At 42.4% G+C, this 18,151-nt stretch carries 14 protein-coding genes; 3 read left to right on the top strand and 11 right to left on the bottom strand.

Going from position 1 to position 18,151, the window contains the following annotated elements:
- Nucleotides 1-54: 54 nt before the first annotated feature.
- Nucleotides 55-1,911, top strand: a complete 1,857-nt coding sequence (locus Q7U10_01325; GenBank protein ID MDO8281259.1) for a sulfatase-like hydrolase/transferase — start codon at nt 55-57, stop codon at nt 1,909-1,911.
- 65 nt (nt 1,912-1,976) lie between these two features.
- On the opposite strand, the gene Q7U10_01320 is transcribed toward Q7U10_01325, so the two are convergent.
- The 11 genes from Q7U10_01320 to Q7U10_01270 all read right to left on the bottom strand — a co-directional run bounded on the left by Q7U10_01320 (nt 1,977) and on the right by Q7U10_01270 (nt 16,038).
- Nucleotides 1,977-3,854, bottom strand: coding sequence for a hypothetical protein (locus Q7U10_01320; GenBank protein ID MDO8281258.1), 1,878 nt, complete (start codon nt 3,852-3,854; stop codon nt 1,977-1,979).
- 88 nt (nt 3,855-3,942) lie between these two features.
- Nucleotides 3,943-5,799 (bottom strand): glycosyltransferase family 39 protein, encoded by a 1,857-nt coding sequence (locus Q7U10_01315; GenBank protein ID MDO8281257.1) that lies wholly within the window; start codon nt 5,797-5,799, stop codon nt 3,943-3,945.
- A gap of 173 nt (nt 5,800-5,972) precedes the next feature.
- On the bottom strand, nt 5,973-8,453 hold the full coding sequence (locus Q7U10_01310) for a LamG-like jellyroll fold domain-containing protein (GenBank protein MDO8281256.1): 2,481 nt from the start codon (nt 8,451-8,453) through the stop codon (nt 5,973-5,975).
- 244 nt (nt 8,454-8,697) lie between these two features.
- Nucleotides 8,698-10,056: an ATP-dependent protease ATPase subunit HslU gene (gene hslU / locus Q7U10_01305; GenBank protein ID MDO8281255.1), complete on the bottom strand. Its 1,359-nt coding sequence runs from the start codon at nt 10,054-10,056 to the stop codon at nt 8,698-8,700.
- Nucleotides 10,049-10,582: an ATP-dependent protease subunit HslV gene (gene hslV / locus Q7U10_01300; protein MDO8281254.1), complete on the bottom strand. Its 534-nt coding sequence runs from the start codon at nt 10,580-10,582 to the stop codon at nt 10,049-10,051. Before hslV ends, hslU begins: the two co-directional genes overlap by 8 nt.
- A gap of 34 nt (nt 10,583-10,616) precedes the next feature.
- Nucleotides 10,617-11,495, bottom strand: coding sequence for a tyrosine recombinase XerC (gene xerC, locus Q7U10_01295; GenBank protein MDO8281253.1), 879 nt, complete (start codon nt 11,493-11,495; stop codon nt 10,617-10,619).
- Nucleotides 11,496-11,504: 9 nt separating this feature from the next.
- On the bottom strand, nt 11,505-12,776 hold the full coding sequence (nhaD, locus tag Q7U10_01290; GenBank protein ID MDO8281252.1) for a sodium:proton antiporter NhaD: 1,272 nt from the start codon (nt 12,774-12,776) through the stop codon (nt 11,505-11,507).
- A gap of 106 nt (nt 12,777-12,882) precedes the next feature.
- Entirely contained in the window at nt 12,883-13,329 is a 447-nt protein-coding gene (locus Q7U10_01285) for a universal stress protein (protein ID MDO8281251.1), read from the bottom strand.
- A 1-nt stretch (nt 13,330) separates the two neighbouring features.
- The gene (locus Q7U10_01280) at nt 13,331-13,747 is read right to left on the bottom strand and encodes a hypothetical protein (protein ID MDO8281250.1); all 417 of its coding nucleotides are present in this window, start codon (nt 13,745-13,747) and stop codon (nt 13,331-13,333) included.
- Nucleotides 13,748-13,794: 47 nt separating this feature from the next.
- Nucleotides 13,795-14,763 carry a sulfite exporter TauE/SafE family protein gene (locus tag Q7U10_01275; protein MDO8281249.1) on the bottom strand — a complete coding sequence of 323 codons (969 nt, stop codon included), beginning with the start codon at nt 14,761-14,763 and terminating at the stop codon, nt 13,795-13,797.
- A gap of 117 nt (nt 14,764-14,880) precedes the next feature.
- Nucleotides 14,881-16,038 carry an MFS transporter gene (locus Q7U10_01270; GenBank protein MDO8281248.1) on the bottom strand — a complete coding sequence of 386 codons (1,158 nt, stop codon included), beginning with the start codon at nt 16,036-16,038 and terminating at the stop codon, nt 14,881-14,883.
- Nucleotides 16,039-16,111: 73 nt separating this feature from the next.
- On the opposite strand from Q7U10_01270, the gene Q7U10_01265 reads away from it, so the two are divergent.
- On the top strand, nt 16,112-17,329 hold the full coding sequence (locus Q7U10_01265; GenBank protein ID MDO8281247.1) for a diguanylate cyclase: 1,218 nt from the start codon (nt 16,112-16,114) through the stop codon (nt 17,327-17,329).
- Nucleotides 17,330-17,380: 51 nt separating this feature from the next.
- Complete coding sequence (gene surE, locus Q7U10_01260; protein MDO8281246.1) at nt 17,381-18,148, top strand: 5'/3'-nucleotidase SurE; 768 nt, start codon at nt 17,381-17,383, stop codon at nt 18,146-18,148.
- Nucleotides 18,149-18,151 lie beyond the last annotated feature (3 nt).

The raw sequence follows: 18,151 nt of genomic DNA, 5'->3' as shown, positions 1-18,151 counted from the left end.
TCACTCCTGTTTATAAAAGATGCGTTCTATAATTGGGATGGGTATTCCTATTACATGCATTTTATTGATTTCCTGCCTGACTTGTCATTGGTATATATTATATGGACATTTGTCGGAGCTGTTTCTGCTTTATTAGGGTGGATAATTATATATTTGCTGTATAAAACAATCCCCAAATCCCTCCTTCCTATCCGATTAGAATATTTGATCTTTATTTTTATTTTTGTTGTGATTCCCATCAGTTTAAAGAGGGTTTTTTTTAGCAATTTTTCCATCAGTCATTTTATAGGAATAAATCGTATATTAATCATAAGTTCAGGTTTTGTGATTGCGGCAGTTTTCTATTGGTTCATACGAAAGGATGTTACGAAATATATAGTAAAAACATTGGAGGGGCTGAATAGCCGGATCACCCCTCTTGTCTGGTTTTTTATTGTCCTACTTGTTATTGCCTTGCCTTGTTCGTTATTAAGTAACACTCCATCTAATAACAATATGATTTCTGGCAGTAATGACCTTTCCAAAGAATATATAAAATCATCTACTCGTCCCAATATTATTTTAGTGATATTTGATTCCTTGACTTCCCATAATATGCAGTTATATGGCTACGAACGTCCCACCACTCCTTTCTTAACAGAATGGGCAAAAAGCGCCATTGTTTTTAACAAGGTGTATTCAGCATCCAACTGGACAACACCTGCTACACTAAGCCTTATGACAGGGCAAAGGGTGTGGACGCATCGTGTCTGGAATGATGTATTTTACCGTCCTGTAAATAATGTTGAAAACAGCTTGCCTAAAACGCTTAAGGATAATGGTTATGATACTTACAGCTTTGTACAAAACAGATATGCTCATCCATATACATTGGGAATTCAGGATGCTTTTTTAAAAAAAGATAAATATCAAACATTTTGGCTACCTCATGAATTCTGGTTTAATAAGCTGACTGATTTATTATTAGACAGGCCGATTGCACACGTATGGATTGTAGGCAGTTTCTTTGCTAATTATATTGATTCATATCGTCCATTTTTTCACACAACATACGCTACGCCTGAAATAGTATTTAATAACTTTCTGGACTATATTTCCAAAGAAAAACAAAACAGGTCACAGAAACCTTATTTTGCATGGCTGCATCTATGGGCTCCGCATTTTGAATATTTGCCTCCGAATCCCTATAGCGGTTTTTTTGGAGATGGTGAGAAATTTAATTCAAATCAGCAACAATGGAGCAATTTTACTTTTAACAAGGAATATGACCCTGAAAAACAGGCAGACATTGATATATTAAAAAAACGATATGATGAATTTATTCTATATTGTGACAAAGAATTTGAGTTGTTTTTATCACGTCTTGGTAAAGTTACTGATTTGTCTAACACAATTATAATCCTTTCTGCTGACCATGGAGAGAGTTTTTCACATAATTTCTTAGGCCATGCCGGCCCTCATCTTTATGCCCCTCTTGTGGATATTCCTTTAATAATTAAGATGCCTGAAGAAATTAACGGTAAAATATTAGATATGCCTGTTGAACAAATTGATATTGCACCTACCATACTTGAACTTGCAAAGATACCGACACCAGAATGGATGGAAGGGCGATCTCTGTCTAGTTTAATAGAAGGGAATCCGCTTGATCCACGTCCGATTTATTCTGTGCAGTTCAGGACAAACCGTTCGTTTGGCCACCTGATCAGCAAAGGCTCTATGGCGGTATGGGAGGGCGACTACAAGCTTGTTTATTATTTAGATGAAAAGAAATCCCTGCTTTTTAATCTAAAACTCGATCCTGACGAAACAGACAATATCTTTTATGAAGAACCAGTGATAGGTAATCGGCTTTTATCATTAATAAATAGCGCACTTGATAGCGCAAACAAAAATATGACAATTCGGTAAAACTGTGCCGTGACATAAGTCATTATGTTACTTGAATGAACGCAATATTTGTGGTAAGGGGTGGTTCAGGGTTTGATTTTAGGTGGAAAGGTGAACGCAAGTTTTAGATTCTCCACAAGATCATGGTTATTATAGATTTTGCGTTCAATTATCTCAATACTTGCTAAATTCTTTTTTATCCATTCAGGCGCACTCCCATCTTCAACCGCCTTTCGATACATGCCTGTCCCAATAAATGCAGATGATTTATGTATTGCTATAAGGTCATCACCTAAAGGCCTCAATCCAAATTTATGTGCCGGCAAATCAGACTTCATATCTGTATGGGCTAAAATTGCATCTGTCAGGCCTAATCGATGTATGATTTTTTTGTTGAAAGCGATATAAGCGAACTTACAGCCAAATGCTTCAATCGTGTCTTCATATTTAAATTCATTATGCAGTTGTTTGTATTCCTGCATCATCTTAATGTTAACCATTGAGCCCCAATCCAGGTAGTTTGGGTACAATTCTTGTCTTATATTCCCTTGGGCAGCGTCATAGATTCTTCCTATCCTTGTAGCTTTTGCATTTTCAGGTGTTATAAAAACAGGGTGTCTGTCAAGTTGAGGCGGATATAGAAAAAAAACAGCAACCGAAATAGCTATCCCCACCAGTGGAGAGATTAGTTTATATTTATTTAGATTATATGTTTCAATGAATTTTTCCATTATGCCGGAAAAAGCGCAAACAGTAAGTATGAAAGGGAAAGCCACATAACGATAATGCGCCCAGTCTCCTCCTATTTTTATTACATATAGTATTATTGGCAATGAAGCTACAATCATCATCATACGTTGTGCTAATTCAAGATGAACATGTTTTCGTCTTAGTAAAACAATTAGAGATAAAAAAATGGCAGCAACAGTATAAAATTGATAAGTATGTAATGTCTCGTGTACGTATGCGAGTCCGCCATTAATGTCGACCATGTCTTTCAGGTAGAAAGTATTCGGAAATATATCAGCGTAATAATAGATAGTGAATAATACCCACGAGCCGACGAAAGCTATTGACATAAAGACCATTCTGAAAGGAAATTCCTTGTAATACAGCCAGGTCCATAAAGAACAGAGAGCAAAAGGGATAATGAGTTCATGCCGGATAAATGGGGATAAAGCTAATAGTATCTGCAACATTATGGAAGACGGGTTAAGTATATATAATGCATAGGCAACTGCGATTATTTGAACAATTGTTGATTCCATCCCTGACGAAAAATAAGTAAGAACTGCATAATTTAATGCAAGATATGCCAAAGGGAAATTCACAACAGTTTTACCCGAAGAAAGTTTTCTGTTAAGCTGCACAAGCATAAACCAGAAAAGCACAAAAAATACAACTGACAATAGCCTGAAGATCGCCCAGTAGCTTAGCTTGGTAGCTCTCAGCAAGGTAATAAAAACTGCCCAGAACGGACTGCTGTAACCCTCAACATATTCCCCCTGATTATAAACAAAGCCTAAATCAAGAAAGAGAAAATTATCTATATACCTGAAAAGCACGTAAATATCATCCATAAACCAGAAGTACCATTGGATGAGGAACAACCCAACCAAAAAATAAAACCATTCTATTGGTTTGGGCATGTAATATTTATCTTTTTGAATAAATAAATACAACGAGAAAGCTAAGAAGAAAATAAATAGTGCAGATGCAAGGCTTATGATCTCAGAAAATATCCAATCTGCTTTAGCAATAAAACTCTCCAGTGGATAATCATTACGGCCTTTCATGAGGTCAAATCTCTTCAGGAGGCCATTTTCTGCCCCTCCTTCATATAATGTCTGAATAAATTGATGCCCATAGAGGTTATATGCACTCCATCCCGCTATCAAACAAAATAGCATTGTTATAAGGCATGTAAGCATTATCGCATCAATTTTAGTCCACTTTAGTTCCATAACCTCGGCTTTCAACCTTCTCTATTATATTAAATTTTCAGAAGTATCAATTATGGCATATTTCTAAAAGATTGGGGTAAGATCATTATTATTCAAAGCTGAAAAGCTTATCATCAGGAAGCTTGTTTCTAACGCCCATTCCTCCGCCAAGCCACATGTATTCGACTCCTTTCAATCCAGAAGGCTGCCATTTCCGCCACGCGCCCATAGTAATAGGATAAATAATGACTGACTGTTCGGGCTTTTCCTGGTAGATTTTCATCTCCAAAGGTGCAGATGTATGATTTGCATAAATATCTAATCGCAACATTCTGTTTTCAGAAGAAATGTCCCACTTGTAGTTATGAATACCCGGGACACGTGTCCACATATCGTTTTGAGTCAGGTTAAACGAGTACCCTTCGGAGTCTGTTTCTATATTTATGGCGTATGGTTGCAGAGGTTCAGAAGCTCTAAATATTACTTTATCAACGCAGTCTGTACTAGTACCGAGCATGTTGTCTATTTTCAATATCAGCCCGCAGTAGTGGCTTGATGGCTTCAGATATACTCCAAGCACAAGGGGAAAGCTTGTTAATACTGCAACCAAAACAAGAGTGGTTATCAGCGCCATAGCAGTTTTGCGTGGCAATGACAGGGATTGTTTAATATTTACTGCGCCGTATCCTGCAAAAGGCAGTAAAAGGGCAAAGAGCGGCAGATTAAACCTTGATACTCCAAATGCGACAAAAGAAGGCGCCATTCCGCCAAGCACCATTAAGAGGATAAGGTTTTTTTTAGAAAACTCAGAACTCTTGGCCAATAAGCCGTAAACTGCAAGTAAGAGAATAACAATATAGCTGATAAGTGTAATGCACAATATAAAAGCTGCAGCTGCCTGAGGTATCGGCGGATAAGCTGCATAGAAGAGACGGATTAAAACAAAAATGTCTACTGACCAGAACATTCTTAATTTATATATTCCCCTGATAATAAAAGCCTTGAAATCTTTTTTGATTTCCTCTGACGCCAGTATGCGCTGGGCCTGGTCAAACTCTGTCCCCGGATGTGCACTGCTGTATTCCTGCGCAGCTTCGACCATGGGGCCACGGCTGTCATGCTGCCATGATGACCCGTATCCATCCGGTATCCAAGGGTTATTTCCTATGTGGGCATACCATCCGGTTATATTTGTTAGAATTCCGGGGCTTTGCTCTTTTTTGATAAGATAAGTTTGCCAAGGGACAAGGATGGTGAGATAGGATATGACAAAAACAGATGTGAGGAGTATTTTGCGTTTTCTGCCCTTTAAAAATATTATAAGCCAGAAGGGGATAATAAAAAGGAAAGGCAGTACCGCTGGCCTGGTAATGCCGCACAAACCCAGGAATAGGCCGGAGAAAACAGCATACCAAACAGCGTTTTTCTGCTTCTGTTTGTCATATAGCAACAATGCAAAGTAAACGGAAGACATAAGGAAAAAAATATAAGTTGTTTCCGACAGAATGTAATGCGAGAAAGCGATATAAGAGACATAAAACATATGAATGAGTGCGGCAGCGAGCGCTGCCTTTGTTGTCACGAGCCTTGAAGCTATAAGATAGATAATGGATGTTGTAATTGCGGAGAGTACAACCATGAGGAGCCGCGTTACAATGATGTGTTTGCCGAAAATGAAAGCCATGAGCCCTAAAAGAAAAGGGTGAAGGGGAGGCCAATTTCCATAGCCATACGCACGCTGGCGCATCTCAGGTGAAGGAGAGTGCGAATCCGATAGATCACTGAGAATGTGTTCATATCCAATGGCACGGTCCATGTATTCATTTTCATCGGTTATGAGAGGGATATCGTAGATATAAAAAGGTATTAAAAACAAAAGGCGGATAATAAGGGATATTAAAAATAGAAAAATTATTGTTCTGGATTTAGATTTTGTTACATGATCAATGAATTTCTTAATATGCATTTACTTATAGTTCTGAAAAAGATTGTTCCAAATAATTAGGAAGTTATATGAAATAATTTTTTATTATAGCATTTATAGAATGGTCTTTAGATTTATAGGAATATGAGCGCAGTTTAAAAAAAAAGGGGTGACTGTTGTCACCCCTTTTTCTGAAATCCAAAAAACTTTATCTGCTAAAATGGACTGTCAGTAGTCCAGCCGCCAAACCAGTCCAAGCTCGTAGCATCCGTGAAAGTACAATTATAATCACAATAGTATTTGCTTCCGCTGTTGCCGGATCCTGAGTGATCCGCAACGGTTAAGCCGCTGCCGCCGTTAAATTTCCAATAACCCTTTAGTATTTGGTTATCGATCCCGCAGGTGCCGGGTGTTACGCTAAGTTCCTGCGCCATACACGTATTAATTTCGAGTACTGTTCTTGATGTGCTCCAGAGTCTTACGTCATCAACAACTGCATTGAGTTTGGTAAATCCATTAATCGGGAATTCAGGAGTTACCACACCCCAACCTGAATGAGAACCTATCAACTCAATGGTTTCTTTTAGTTCTCCGGTAGTGTTATCTGTTTTGTCTATACAACTGCCGGTCTGCTGGTAGGTAAGAGAATCAGAATAATTCTCCATTGTTGCCGCACAGCCTTCATATTCGCCATCTACATATAGGTCTAAATGCGGTATCTGTTTTCTGCCGTCAGTTGAGATTACTGACGTCGCCCAGCTACCAAGGGTATTATCGGCATATTTAAGGGCGTAAGTGGTCGCATCGAAATAACTTATATGCGCCTTGCCTGACGAGTCTATCGCTATGTCATTGAATTTACCCACGTCGTTTGCAGCGTCAACAGGAGTCGTGGCTGTCCAGCTTGGGCCTGAAGTGCAGCTTGCAGAGCATGAGGAATATTTAAGGTCAGAAAGTGTTGCATCATAGTAACTGACATGCAATTTGCCGGATTTGAAAACAAGCGACGGGTAGTTGCCTACGATGTTTGTGACGCCATTGTCAATTGTTGCCGCCACTGACCAGTTGGCAGTAACCGTGCAATCTGCAGACGAACAAGTTGTATACAAGAGGTCATTTGTATTGTAATATGCTACATGAAACTTATTTGGGGAAACCGATGTATCTATTGCCAGTGACATGTTAGCAAGCCCTGAAATCGTACCGCTAATGCGGTTTTTTACCCATGAGCCTGTGGCGTTAGAAGCAATTCTGATGCGTGGAGCTGACCCATTCCCCGACATATCACCAAAATAAAGCATATTGACCTTGCCTGATGAATCTAATGCAATAGAGATATATTTGGCATTCTCTGAGTGCCCAAAATCCAAATCCTCAATCTGCTCCGTAACCCATGGCCCGGTCTTGTTTGTTGCATAATAAACATCATTATTCGACGTATTTTTATAACTTATATGCACCTTGTCTGATGAATCTACTGCTATAGAGTTATATTCACCGCTATTCCCCAGTATGTCAATTGTTGTAGCTGTCCATGCGCCATCAGCATTTGTTGCATACATCAGATTAAAGTCTGTTCCTCCAGCAGTTGGCACGGTTATGTTCTGGAAACTGACATGAGCCTTATTATTACTATCTAATGCCAATGAAATATATGTGCCGATATCCGCATCTAAATATATTGTCTGAACAATAAAAGAAGATCCTGCTACTCCGGCATTTGTCGCATACATCAGATCCTTGGTTAGTTCATCTACAAAAACAATATGGATCTTGTCATTAGTGTCAACAGCTATAGAGGTTGTTTTAGCATTATAGGTTGTTGCGCAAGCATCATGAAGAGATGTATGGTCCTCTGCAACAAGCGTAGCTGCGACATGGTGCCATTCATTATCAGCCAGCGCTGTGCTGCTTTGCACAATGTAAACAGGACGAGCAGAAGGGGATATGCACTTTCTCATTCCAAATGCAGGCTTGTTAGCATCAACGTATAAACTTATGCCATTCCAGTCGGAAACTCTTGAAAAAATAGCGCCTTTCAAAGGATCAGATTGTCTCTTTAGCCATGCTTCGACAGTAAATTCTTTATCAGCTAAACTCGGAAGACTTTGCCCCATTGCAGCAAATCCGACTTCAACAGCATCAGTAAAATCTTCGCATATCTGATTACCCTCATCAGGGGTATCACCTGAACCGTCTGTAGCAGCGCATGTTTCTGCCGGGCCTACTATTCCAAGATCAGCACAGGTCGTCGGAGCGGTATTAGAGCCGTAAAAAGTATATTTTGTAAAGCCGGAAGTGACCCTGCACTCTTGAACCTTTGCGGTACGAGTGGACCCTCCGGTATAAGTCGGAAAGCTGCCATCAGTACAATATTCATTGGCTTTATCCGTAGGCACAGAACATGCTAAAGGATCAGTTGTCTTGCCAAGGTCTGCACATGTAACAGGGGCTTCTGATGTTCCAAAATAGGTGTTGTACCAGCTTATTGTAACCTCACATTCTTTAACTGTTGCCGTTGGACTTGTGTCAGGCGGGGTTTCGTTGAAGTCAATTGCAAATATACCTGCATTGGGTTCTTCAACCTTTCCTGTAGGGCCATTACCGCAGCCTGTCAGTAAAAAACTCAGGCCTGTCATCAGGGTCAAAAGTATAAAAAGAACTGATTTTCTTTTGTTCAACCTTAAAGCATTCATCGTTTAATATCCCCCTTTATAAATAAAATATTTCAAGATTTGTCAATGATTTTGAATATAAAACGCTTTACTATAAAACATGGGATTAGAGGTTGTCAAATGTATAATATATATAGTTTTATATTAAGTAATCTAAATCTAAAGCATAGTCCTTTCTATAAAAAAAATTGAGGCAATTTAATGAAAAACCTGTTATTGATTTAGTTGGAAAGTTGAAAGCAGTGAAACACTGCATGAGAAAAGGTTACAGTATATATCTGCTAAGGTCCTCATCCTTAATGATAGCGCCTAATTTATCCTTGACATACTTTGCGTTGATGGTCACTTCTTTCTTTTCCATGTCAGGGGCATTAAATGATATGTCTTCAAGCAGTTTTTCAAGTACTGTGTGAAGCCTTCTTGCGCCTATCTGTTCGGTTTTTTCATTGACTATGGCGGCGATCGATGCTATCTCTTTGACACCGTCTTTTGTGAAATTGATATTTATGCCTTCAGTAGCAATCAAAGCTACATACTGCTTTATCAAGGCATTTTTAGGCTCCATGAGGATTCTCAGAAACTCTTCTTTTCCGAGCGCGTCAAGTTCAGCCCTTATCGGGAAGCGCCCCTGAAGTTCAGGAAGAAGGTCGGAAGGCTTTGCCGCGCTGAATGCGCCGGCTGCGATAAAAAGTATATGGTCTGTCCTGACAGCTCCGTGTTTTGTATTGACCGTAGAGCCTTCAACTATCGGCAGAAGGTCTCTCTGCACGCCTTCGCGTGACACATCAGGCCCGTGAGAGGAACCTTTAGAAGCTATCTTGTCAATTTCATCTATAAATATGATCCCGTTCTGCTCGGTTCTCTGTATCGCTTCCTGCACAGCCTTGTCCATATCTATGAGATTGTGTGCTTCATCCTGTATAATGATCTGAAGCGCCTCCTTGACCTGTACCTTCTTGCGTTTTGGCTTTTCAGGGAGAAAATTCCCTAACATCTCTTTCAGGTTGATCTCAAGATCATCCATGCCGATGTTAGAGATGACCCCGAAAGGCATTGCCTTTTCGCGGACCTCAAGGTCAATATACCTTTCATCCAGATTGCCTTCACGCAGCTGAGCCCTCAGTTTTTCACGTGTCTCATTATATTTGGCTTTTTTGTCTTCTTCTGATTCGGGATTGGCATCAACTTGAGTATTTTTTACGGGCCTGGGCTGCGGCAGCAGGAGGTCAAGCACCCTCTCTTCAGCAAGTGATTTAGCCTTTTCCTGTACGCTCTCCATCTGCTCTGCTTTTACCATGTTGACACCCAATCCGGCAAGATCCCTGACCATTGATTCAACGTCTCTGCCTACATATCCGACCTCAGTGAACTTGGAGGCCTCGACTTTGACAAAGGGCGCGTCTGCCAGTTTTGCAAGCCTTCTTGCTATCTCGGTCTTTCCAACACCGGTAGGCCCTATCATAAGGATATTTTTCGGCATCACTTCATCCTTAAGGTCTGCGGGGAGACGCTGCCTTCTCCAGCGGTTTCTCATGGCTATCGCCACGGCTTTTTTAGCCTTGTCCTGGCCGATTATATATTTATCCAGTTCTTCAACTATCTTCTTGGGGGTAAGATTATCCATTAAGTTCCTCTATATTGATTGCGTCATTTGTGTATATGCAGATATTTGCTGTTATCTTCATCGCCTCTGCGACGATCTTGCTCGGTTCCAGTTTTGAATTATCTATAAGAGCCTTTGCCGCTGCCAGCGCATACGGCCCTCCGGAACCGATAGCAGCTATGCCGTCATCAGGCTCTATCACATCACCGGTTCCTGAGATAATAAATGTGTGGTCTTTGTCAGCGACAATGAGAAGGGCTTCAAGACGTCTCAATATCTTGTCAGTCCTCCAGTCTTTTGCCAGCTCAACAGCAGCCCTTTTGATATTGCCCCTGTAGGTCTCCAGCTTTGTCTCAAACTTTTCAAATAGGGTAAACGCGTCGGCAGTAGCGCCGGCAAAGCCCGCAAGCACATTGTCGTTGTACATCTTTCTGACCTTTTTTGCATTGTGTTTTAATATGGTCTGGCCAAAGGTCACCTGCCCGTCGCCGCCCATTGCGACCTTATCTTTCTTTCTTACACACAGTATGGTTGTTCCCTTAAACATTTATCTCTCCATTTAGTGAAAACGTATTATATTATCATCTCTTCTTCTTTGCAAGCGGATGAGCATTGTCATAGACTTCCGCAAGATGAACATTATCTACATGAGTATATATTTGAGTGGATGATAACGACGAGTGGCCCAGAAGTTCCTGTATGGTCCTGAGATCCGCGCCTCCGTGGAGCATGTGAGTTGCAAATGTGTGCCTCAAAACATGAGGGCTGATCTGGCCGATGAGGTTTATCGTTCTGCTGTACTCTATCAGCAGGCGGCTGACGCTTCTCTGCGTTAATCTTCCGCCGCGGCTGTTAAGAAATAGCGCTTCTGTTTTTTTCTTGACCGATACCCTTTCAGGAAGATAGTTGTTAATAGAGTCCAGGGCTTTTGCGCCTACCGGGACGATCCTCTCCTTTCTGCCTTTTCCCTTGACCCTTATAAGCGATTCCTTGATATCGAGATCGCCTATATCCAGCGATGTCAGTTCAGATATCCTGAGCCCGCAAGAGTAGAGAAGTTCAAAGATGGCCTTGTCTCTTGTCGCCTTGAAGGTTTCCCCGACGGGGGCGTCTACAAGAGAGAAGACCTCATCAACTGACAGGAACCGCGGCAGTTTCTTTGGTATCTTTGGTGTTGCAACGAGCTTTGCCGGGTTATGCTTTACGTATCCTTCCCTGTGGAGGAATTTAAAGTAGCTTCTTATTGTAGCAAGCTTTCTTGCGATGGATGTCTTTTTCAGCTTCTTCTGATGAAGTGCAGCAAGAAAACTCCTGATGTCAAGATTGTCTATCTCTTTTGGTCTTTTATCAACAAAAGAGAGAAACTCTTCCAGGTCTTTTGTGTATGCCCTGAGAGTGTGCGGGGATACATTGATCTCAGCCTTTAAATAGTTTTTGAAATTTTCAATATCGATTTTCAATTCAATAGCTCAGTGTAACAAGTTGTATTGGATAATATAAGCTGCCGCGCCGGATAGATATCCGATCAGTGCGAGCGGGCCGATGCGGCGGGCGTACCAGAAGAACTCGATCTTTTCAAGCCCCATTGCAGCCACACCGGCAGCTGAGCCAATGATCAGGATAGAACCACCGGTACCGGCGCAGTAGGTCAAAAACTCCCAGATAAATGAGTCTGCCGGGAACTGTGCAAGCGGATACATACCCATGGAAGCTGCCACCAGAGGAATGTTATCAACAATGGCGGAGACAAGGCCGATGATAATGACGATCATAGACTGGTTGCCGAGTTTGAGATCAAGCCATTGGGCCAGCGCAGGGAGCATGCCGTTGGCAGAAAGGGCAGCCACGGCAAGCAGGATACCGATAAAGAAGATCACTGATGCCATATCAATGCGTTTGAGTGCTCTGGTCAATGTGAGGCGCTCGAAATCCTCTTCAGGTTTGTTGCGATGCAGAAGTTCCCCAACCAGCCAAAGCACACCGAGGGACAGCAGGATACCGAGGTATGGAGGCAGATGCGTAATAGCCTTGAAGACCGGAACGAAGATAAGGCAGCCCATGCCCATAAAGAACATCAGATTCTTTTCGAACTGAGAGGCGGCAACTAAGCTGTTTTCAGTCTTTTGGAGAGGCACGATGTTTCCTTTGAGCATAAAGGAGGCGATAATAAGCGGAACCACCATATTGATAATCGAAGCAATGAATACACCTTTTATAATATTGCCTGTTGTGATCTGTCCGCCGATCCAGAGCATGGTTGTGGTCACATCGCCGATAGGGGACCAGGCGCCGCCGGCATTGGCGGCAATTACTATAATGCCTGCGAAAAAGATTCGCTGTTTACTGTCATTGAGAAGGCGTTTCATAAGGGCGACCATCACGATGGTCGTCGTCATATTGTCAAGAACGGCAGACAAAAAGAAAGTAATGAAGCCGATGATCCAGAGCAGGCTTGTCAGCTTGGTTGCCTTAATGCGTGAGGTGATGACCTCAAAACCGCCGTGGGCATCGGTCACCTCGACGATGGTCATGGCGCCGATAAGGAAGAATACGATGGCAGCTGTCTCGGCAAGCTTTTCAGTGAGCTGGCCGGTTACTCCTTCCACGCCCAGCGGGCTTGCAAAGGAGTACATTGTCCACATCAGTCCGGCAGCTATCAGAGCTGTGGCAGACTTGTTTATCTTGAGGGGGTACTCAAGCGCGATCATCGCATAGCAGAGCACGAAAATTACTGCTGTCATGATCATCACAGATTGAGCCCTCCTTTGCGTTAGTGAGATTATAGCAAAAAAAATGCCCCGATGAACGGGGCATTTCCGGATCTGAAATTATTATTGGTATTGCAGTTTAGTTCGGTACGATCAGTACCTTGCAGCCGGCGTGGGAGATCACCTTTTCTGTGACGCTGCCGATAAGGAGCCTTCTGAGCCCTTTTTTCCTGCCGTGTTTGCCCATGACTATCATGTCAGCCTTGAGCCTTTCCGCTTCTTCAACAATGAAGTGGGCAGCATCTTCACCGCGGTGCACAATGATGCTGCATGAAACCTTTTCGCGCTCAGCGCAGCTCTTTGCAGCATCGAGGAACGTTTTTGCCTCGTTGTCCGACTTCTCCACGAGCTTTGGCGCAAGCGCCTCATACTCTTCATTGACCTCGACGACAGTCATAATGTGGAGTTTTGTGCCGCATGATTTAGCAAGGTTGATCGCTTCATGCAGCGCCTTTTCGCTGGAGGCCGAGCCGTCAAATGCTATAAGAATGTTTTTCAATCCGGTTATGGGACATGCGTCTATCATATTAGTGGCCTCCTGCGTTAAGCAGTCCTGATGAAGCTCCGGCGAGGACGATTACCTCGATTATCGCAAATATTATGTAAGCTGTATCCTTCTTGCGGATAAGCCCGGGAAGAATAGCGAGGTAGCAGATAATCGTAAGGAATGAAAGAAAAGCTATAGGAAGAAAGTTGAGCATATCGCCGTGATTGAGATTCCCTGCCCATGCCCAGCCGGTATGTATGCCGGTTTTTTCCAGATATTCCGCAACGCCGCCCGGAAGATTCCAATAGTTCTGTACCTGATCAATAGGGATTATCGGTTCTAATATGCCTAAAGCGTATACGGTAAATGAGACAACGAGCCCTATGAGGCCCACGATCATACCCTTGTTAAGAATGTTTGCATATATTACTTGTTCTTCTGTCGCTTCCGTAGCCATATAATCCCCCTTATTAATGATCTATTGCTTTAATTAATTAGTTGTTATTAGCCTATTCCCAAGCCTTTAGTAAGCGCTTTAATACCGGCAATTCCGAGAACTACTATAACCATTATCCTGATCACCTTGGGCTTTGTAACAGCAAGCACCCTGACACCGACGAGTGAGCCGAGCATTATGCCTATGACAGAAGGCACTACCATCATAGGGAGCACTGCGCCGTTATTCAGATATATCCAGGCGGCTGATGTATCGGTTATTGATAAAAGGAATTTGCTTGTTGCAACTGATATTTTAATAGGGGCGCCCAGAACAAGGTTAAGCACCGGGACATTCGCCCATCCTGCGCCAAGACCGAACATGCCTGCCATTACGCCTATGATAACGAAGAGCATTAAACCTGTCGCAGTCCTGTGTATCTTCCAGTTGACTTCCTCTTTTAAGGTCGGCTCATAATAGACGCCCATGATCCTTAATGACTGAGAGAGCTTATCAGGCTTTTGAACATTAGGGTATTCTGATTTTTTAGCCATGATGATAATGACAACGATAAGAAGTATGGTAACTCCAAGCATTGTCTGCACGATGTTTGTCGGCAGAGCAAGGCCTATCATGGCGCCGACTATAGCGCTGGAAGATGCAATGAGCGCCATCGGCATTGCCAGTCTAAGGTCAGCCATACCTTTTCTGAGCAGGCCCGGGCCTGCGGCAAGGGCTCCTGCAAGAGCAACTATCAATCCTGCGCCTCTTACGAAATCAAGATGGAACGGCAGAAATCCGCTGACGATAGGCACATACAGAACGCCGCCTCCGACACCTGCAAGAACAGCGAAGACACCGAGGAAAAATGAGAGGACCAGCAGGATCAATGGCCAGAACCACCAGGCATGCTGCGAGGTCACGGCAACCGCTTCCTGAGGATGTGCGGCAAACACATCTGCAACACCAACTGCCAAAACTGAAAGAAGTAGCAACGGCAAAAAAATCTTTGAGTACTTAAAAATCTTCTTTAGCATTTTATCCTTTCTGTTAAAAAATTTTGAATTTTTTAAAATTAATGATGTTTCATAATGTTTCATATAGCAACATTGGAGGTTATTTTAAATCAGAGATAAAAAAAAATCAATAAACTGTTAATGCAGAGACGCTTTTTTGTGAAGACTGAATATCAGCCACCCGATCAGAGGAAATATTGCCAGGCTTAATGTCGCAGTTTTGTAATCAACAATCTGGCCAATAAAAGTCCACCATATAGGCCCTATGATAGCTGCCATCCTTTCTGATATGGAAAGGAACGCAAAGCGCGTGGCTACTTCTTCTTTCGGCGATATTTCAATAAGCACAGGCCGGATAGTTGTCCAGACCGCTCCCAGCAGAAGCCCGAATGTTATTCCCATTACATAAACTAATATTTTGGGGATAAAGGGGAATATGCAGAAAGCGAGCGCCCAGGCAGGGAAGAGCATACTAAATACTTTCTTTGCTCCGACCCTGTCAGATAGCTTGCCTATCAGCGGCGAACCGGCAGCACTGACAATTGCAGCCGTTGCGATAACAACTACAATGCCCTGGCGGTCCATATTATAGACCTTGTCCAGATATATTGACATGAAGATTATTATCGTATGGGCTGCCTCTGTAAGAAAGAGGCAGGACAATATAAATAACAGAAATTTCCTGTCTTTGAGTATGCTTCTTACAGATACGCCGTTAATAGCCTTTACCGGTTTTTCCTTCACATAAAAACCTGTTGGAAGCGAGAATATGAAAAATGCTGCAGCAACGAACAGGAAAGCCGATGTCTCGGTTGAGCTGAACTTTGATATGAGGAAAAGGCCTACTGCTCCTCCGACATAGCCGATGCCCACGCCTATTCCGGAAGAGAATGAGTTGTTCTCTTCATCTGATACCGAGGTAAGCAGAGAGTTGTAAAGAACAAGGCTCTGCTGGTAAAAGAGATTCACAAAGAAGAATGCCGTAAGGGCTGAATATAATGTGCTGCATCTTGAAAGGATGACGAGCCCCGAGGCAGAAAGTGCAACCGAAGCAAGAAAGAGAGGTTTTCTGGCTGCATTCTTATCTGCATATCTTCCTATGTATATTGCCATGATGACAGAGACGAACAATGAAGCTGAATATACATAGCTGTAGTGATAAGGCTGCCCCCCGAGCACCTTCGTAAGCCAGAGAGGGAAGAAGACAGAGAGGATGTTTGCGGAAAAGATCGTTTCGGCAAAATCGAATGATGCCCATGATAAAAGCGGAATGATCGTCTTTTTTTTATTTAACATAACCCATGGTTGCAGGCACTTTGATATAGTATATAATAAATAAAAAAGCAGCTGGTTTATTTTCTTTTCACATATGAAAACCCGGATAGACTTTTCATCAGACAGAAACGTTTCGATCCACGCAATATCGATGCACCGTCGTTTTGTCTACATCCTCTTATTTGAGGTCATTGCCGTAATTGTAGCTGTTATCTATGGAAAGTCTGTCGGAGATATAGAAAAGCCTTTTATGGAAGGCGAGCTTCTTACGGGTTTCTCCTTTATTCAACTGCTTGCCGTTTCAGGATACTCCTGGGGAATATTCAGGATCCATGAGGTATCTTTCAATATTCGTGTCCTGAAGGCAAAGCATCTAGTATGGTTGTTCATCTCACTTGGTTTTCTATTTCTTGCCTTTGATGAGTTATTTGAGATACATGAGAATATGGATTATCTTATTCATGAGGTTCTGCAGCTAATTGAAACCGGATTTACTGACAGGATCGATGACCTTATCATTTTATTGTATGGCTTGACAGGCATGTTTGTGATCTATCATTACCGTGACGGATTAAAAAAATATGTGTCTGCTTTGCCTTATCTGAAATGGGCCTTCACTTTTCTCTACATAATGATCCTGCTGGATGTAATAACAAACAGGGACGATATTATCTTCTTTCTTATTAAAGATAGTTCATTGGCAGATTCGGTCAGCATGTGGCTCCGCATTGCTGAAGACGGATTTAAACTTATTGCAGAGGGCGCTTTTTTCGGGATCGCTTTTCGCTGCTCTCAGATTGTTTATACCGATCCCCTGATAACGACAAGCACATCGATAGATCTGTATAATGCGATAAAGAAGATACACCATAAATATAGCAGATATGGGCAAAATTACGGGATCATAATTTGTGATATCGATGATTTTGACAACTATGTGAATTCATACGGCCATGTTCAGGGAAACAATATTATCAAATTTGCAGCCGACAGAATAAACAACTCTCTCAGGTATTCAGATGATGTCTTCAGGAGAGGCGGCAGGGAGATCCTGATCATCGCCAGTCATCAGAACCTGAAGGAGACGGCATTTGTCGCTGAAAGGCTCAGAAGAGATATCGAGTCTCTTAAAATCGAGCACAAAGGCGCTGACGGCGGGATATTAACCATGAGCTGCGGAGTTTCTGCCTTTGATAAAGAACATATCACCAACTGGAAATCTGTAATAATCAGCGCTGACAAGGCATTGAATAAAGCAAGGTCATCAGGCAGGAACCATGTTTGCCATTCAGGTGACATGGCTGCATCATAAATGCCTCTTTGATTTTTCTGAAGTAATACATCTTATCTGATAAAATAACTCATGCCTCTTATTCTTGTAACAAACGATGACGGCATCTCTTCTGCCGGGATCAAAGCCCTTGCAAAGGCTCTTGAAGCCGCAGGCGATGTTTATATCGTTGCTCCTGATTCAGAGCAGAGCGCGGTTGCACATGCGCTGACACTTCACAGGCCGCTTAAGTCCGCAAAGACAGGCAAGAAGAAATTTTCAATCAACGGCACTCCTACCGACTGCGTTATCATTGGTGTTAACAAGCTTCTTCCCCGGAAGCCGGATATACTTGTTTCCGGGATAAACCACGGCGGAAACCTTGGGGATGATGTCACTTACTCCGGTACCGTGGCTGCCGCAATGGAGGCTACGCTTCTCGGCATACCTTCTATCGCAATATCATTAGCTATCGACCCTCAGAGCAATGGGGACTTGAATATAAAACCTTCAAGGTTCAGGCAGGCGGCTGACATTGCGGTTAAATTTGCAGGGATAGTTCTAAAAAAAGGGCTGCCTAAAGATACTCTGCTGAATATCAATGTCCCGGATCTATTGAAAATTAAGGGTGAAAAGTTCACAAAGCAGGGCAAGAGGGTATATGACAGTTCCATACAGGAATTGTCTGACCCCAGGGGAAAAAAGCATTACTGGATAGGCGGCGGCATGCCGATATGGGAGCCGGGGGAAGAGACTGACTTTGAAGCTGTTATCAACGGATTTGTCTCTGTCACTCCGGTGCATCTTGATATGACGAATTACAGGGCGTTAAAATTTATCAAAAAAAACTGGAAAGTTTAAAAG

This window comes from Thermodesulfovibrionia bacterium, assembly GCA_030646035.1.
Taxonomy (GTDB): Bacteria; Nitrospirota; Thermodesulfovibrionia; order UBA6902; family UBA6902; genus JACQZG01.
This window is presented reverse-complemented; position numbering and strand designations above follow the sequence as displayed.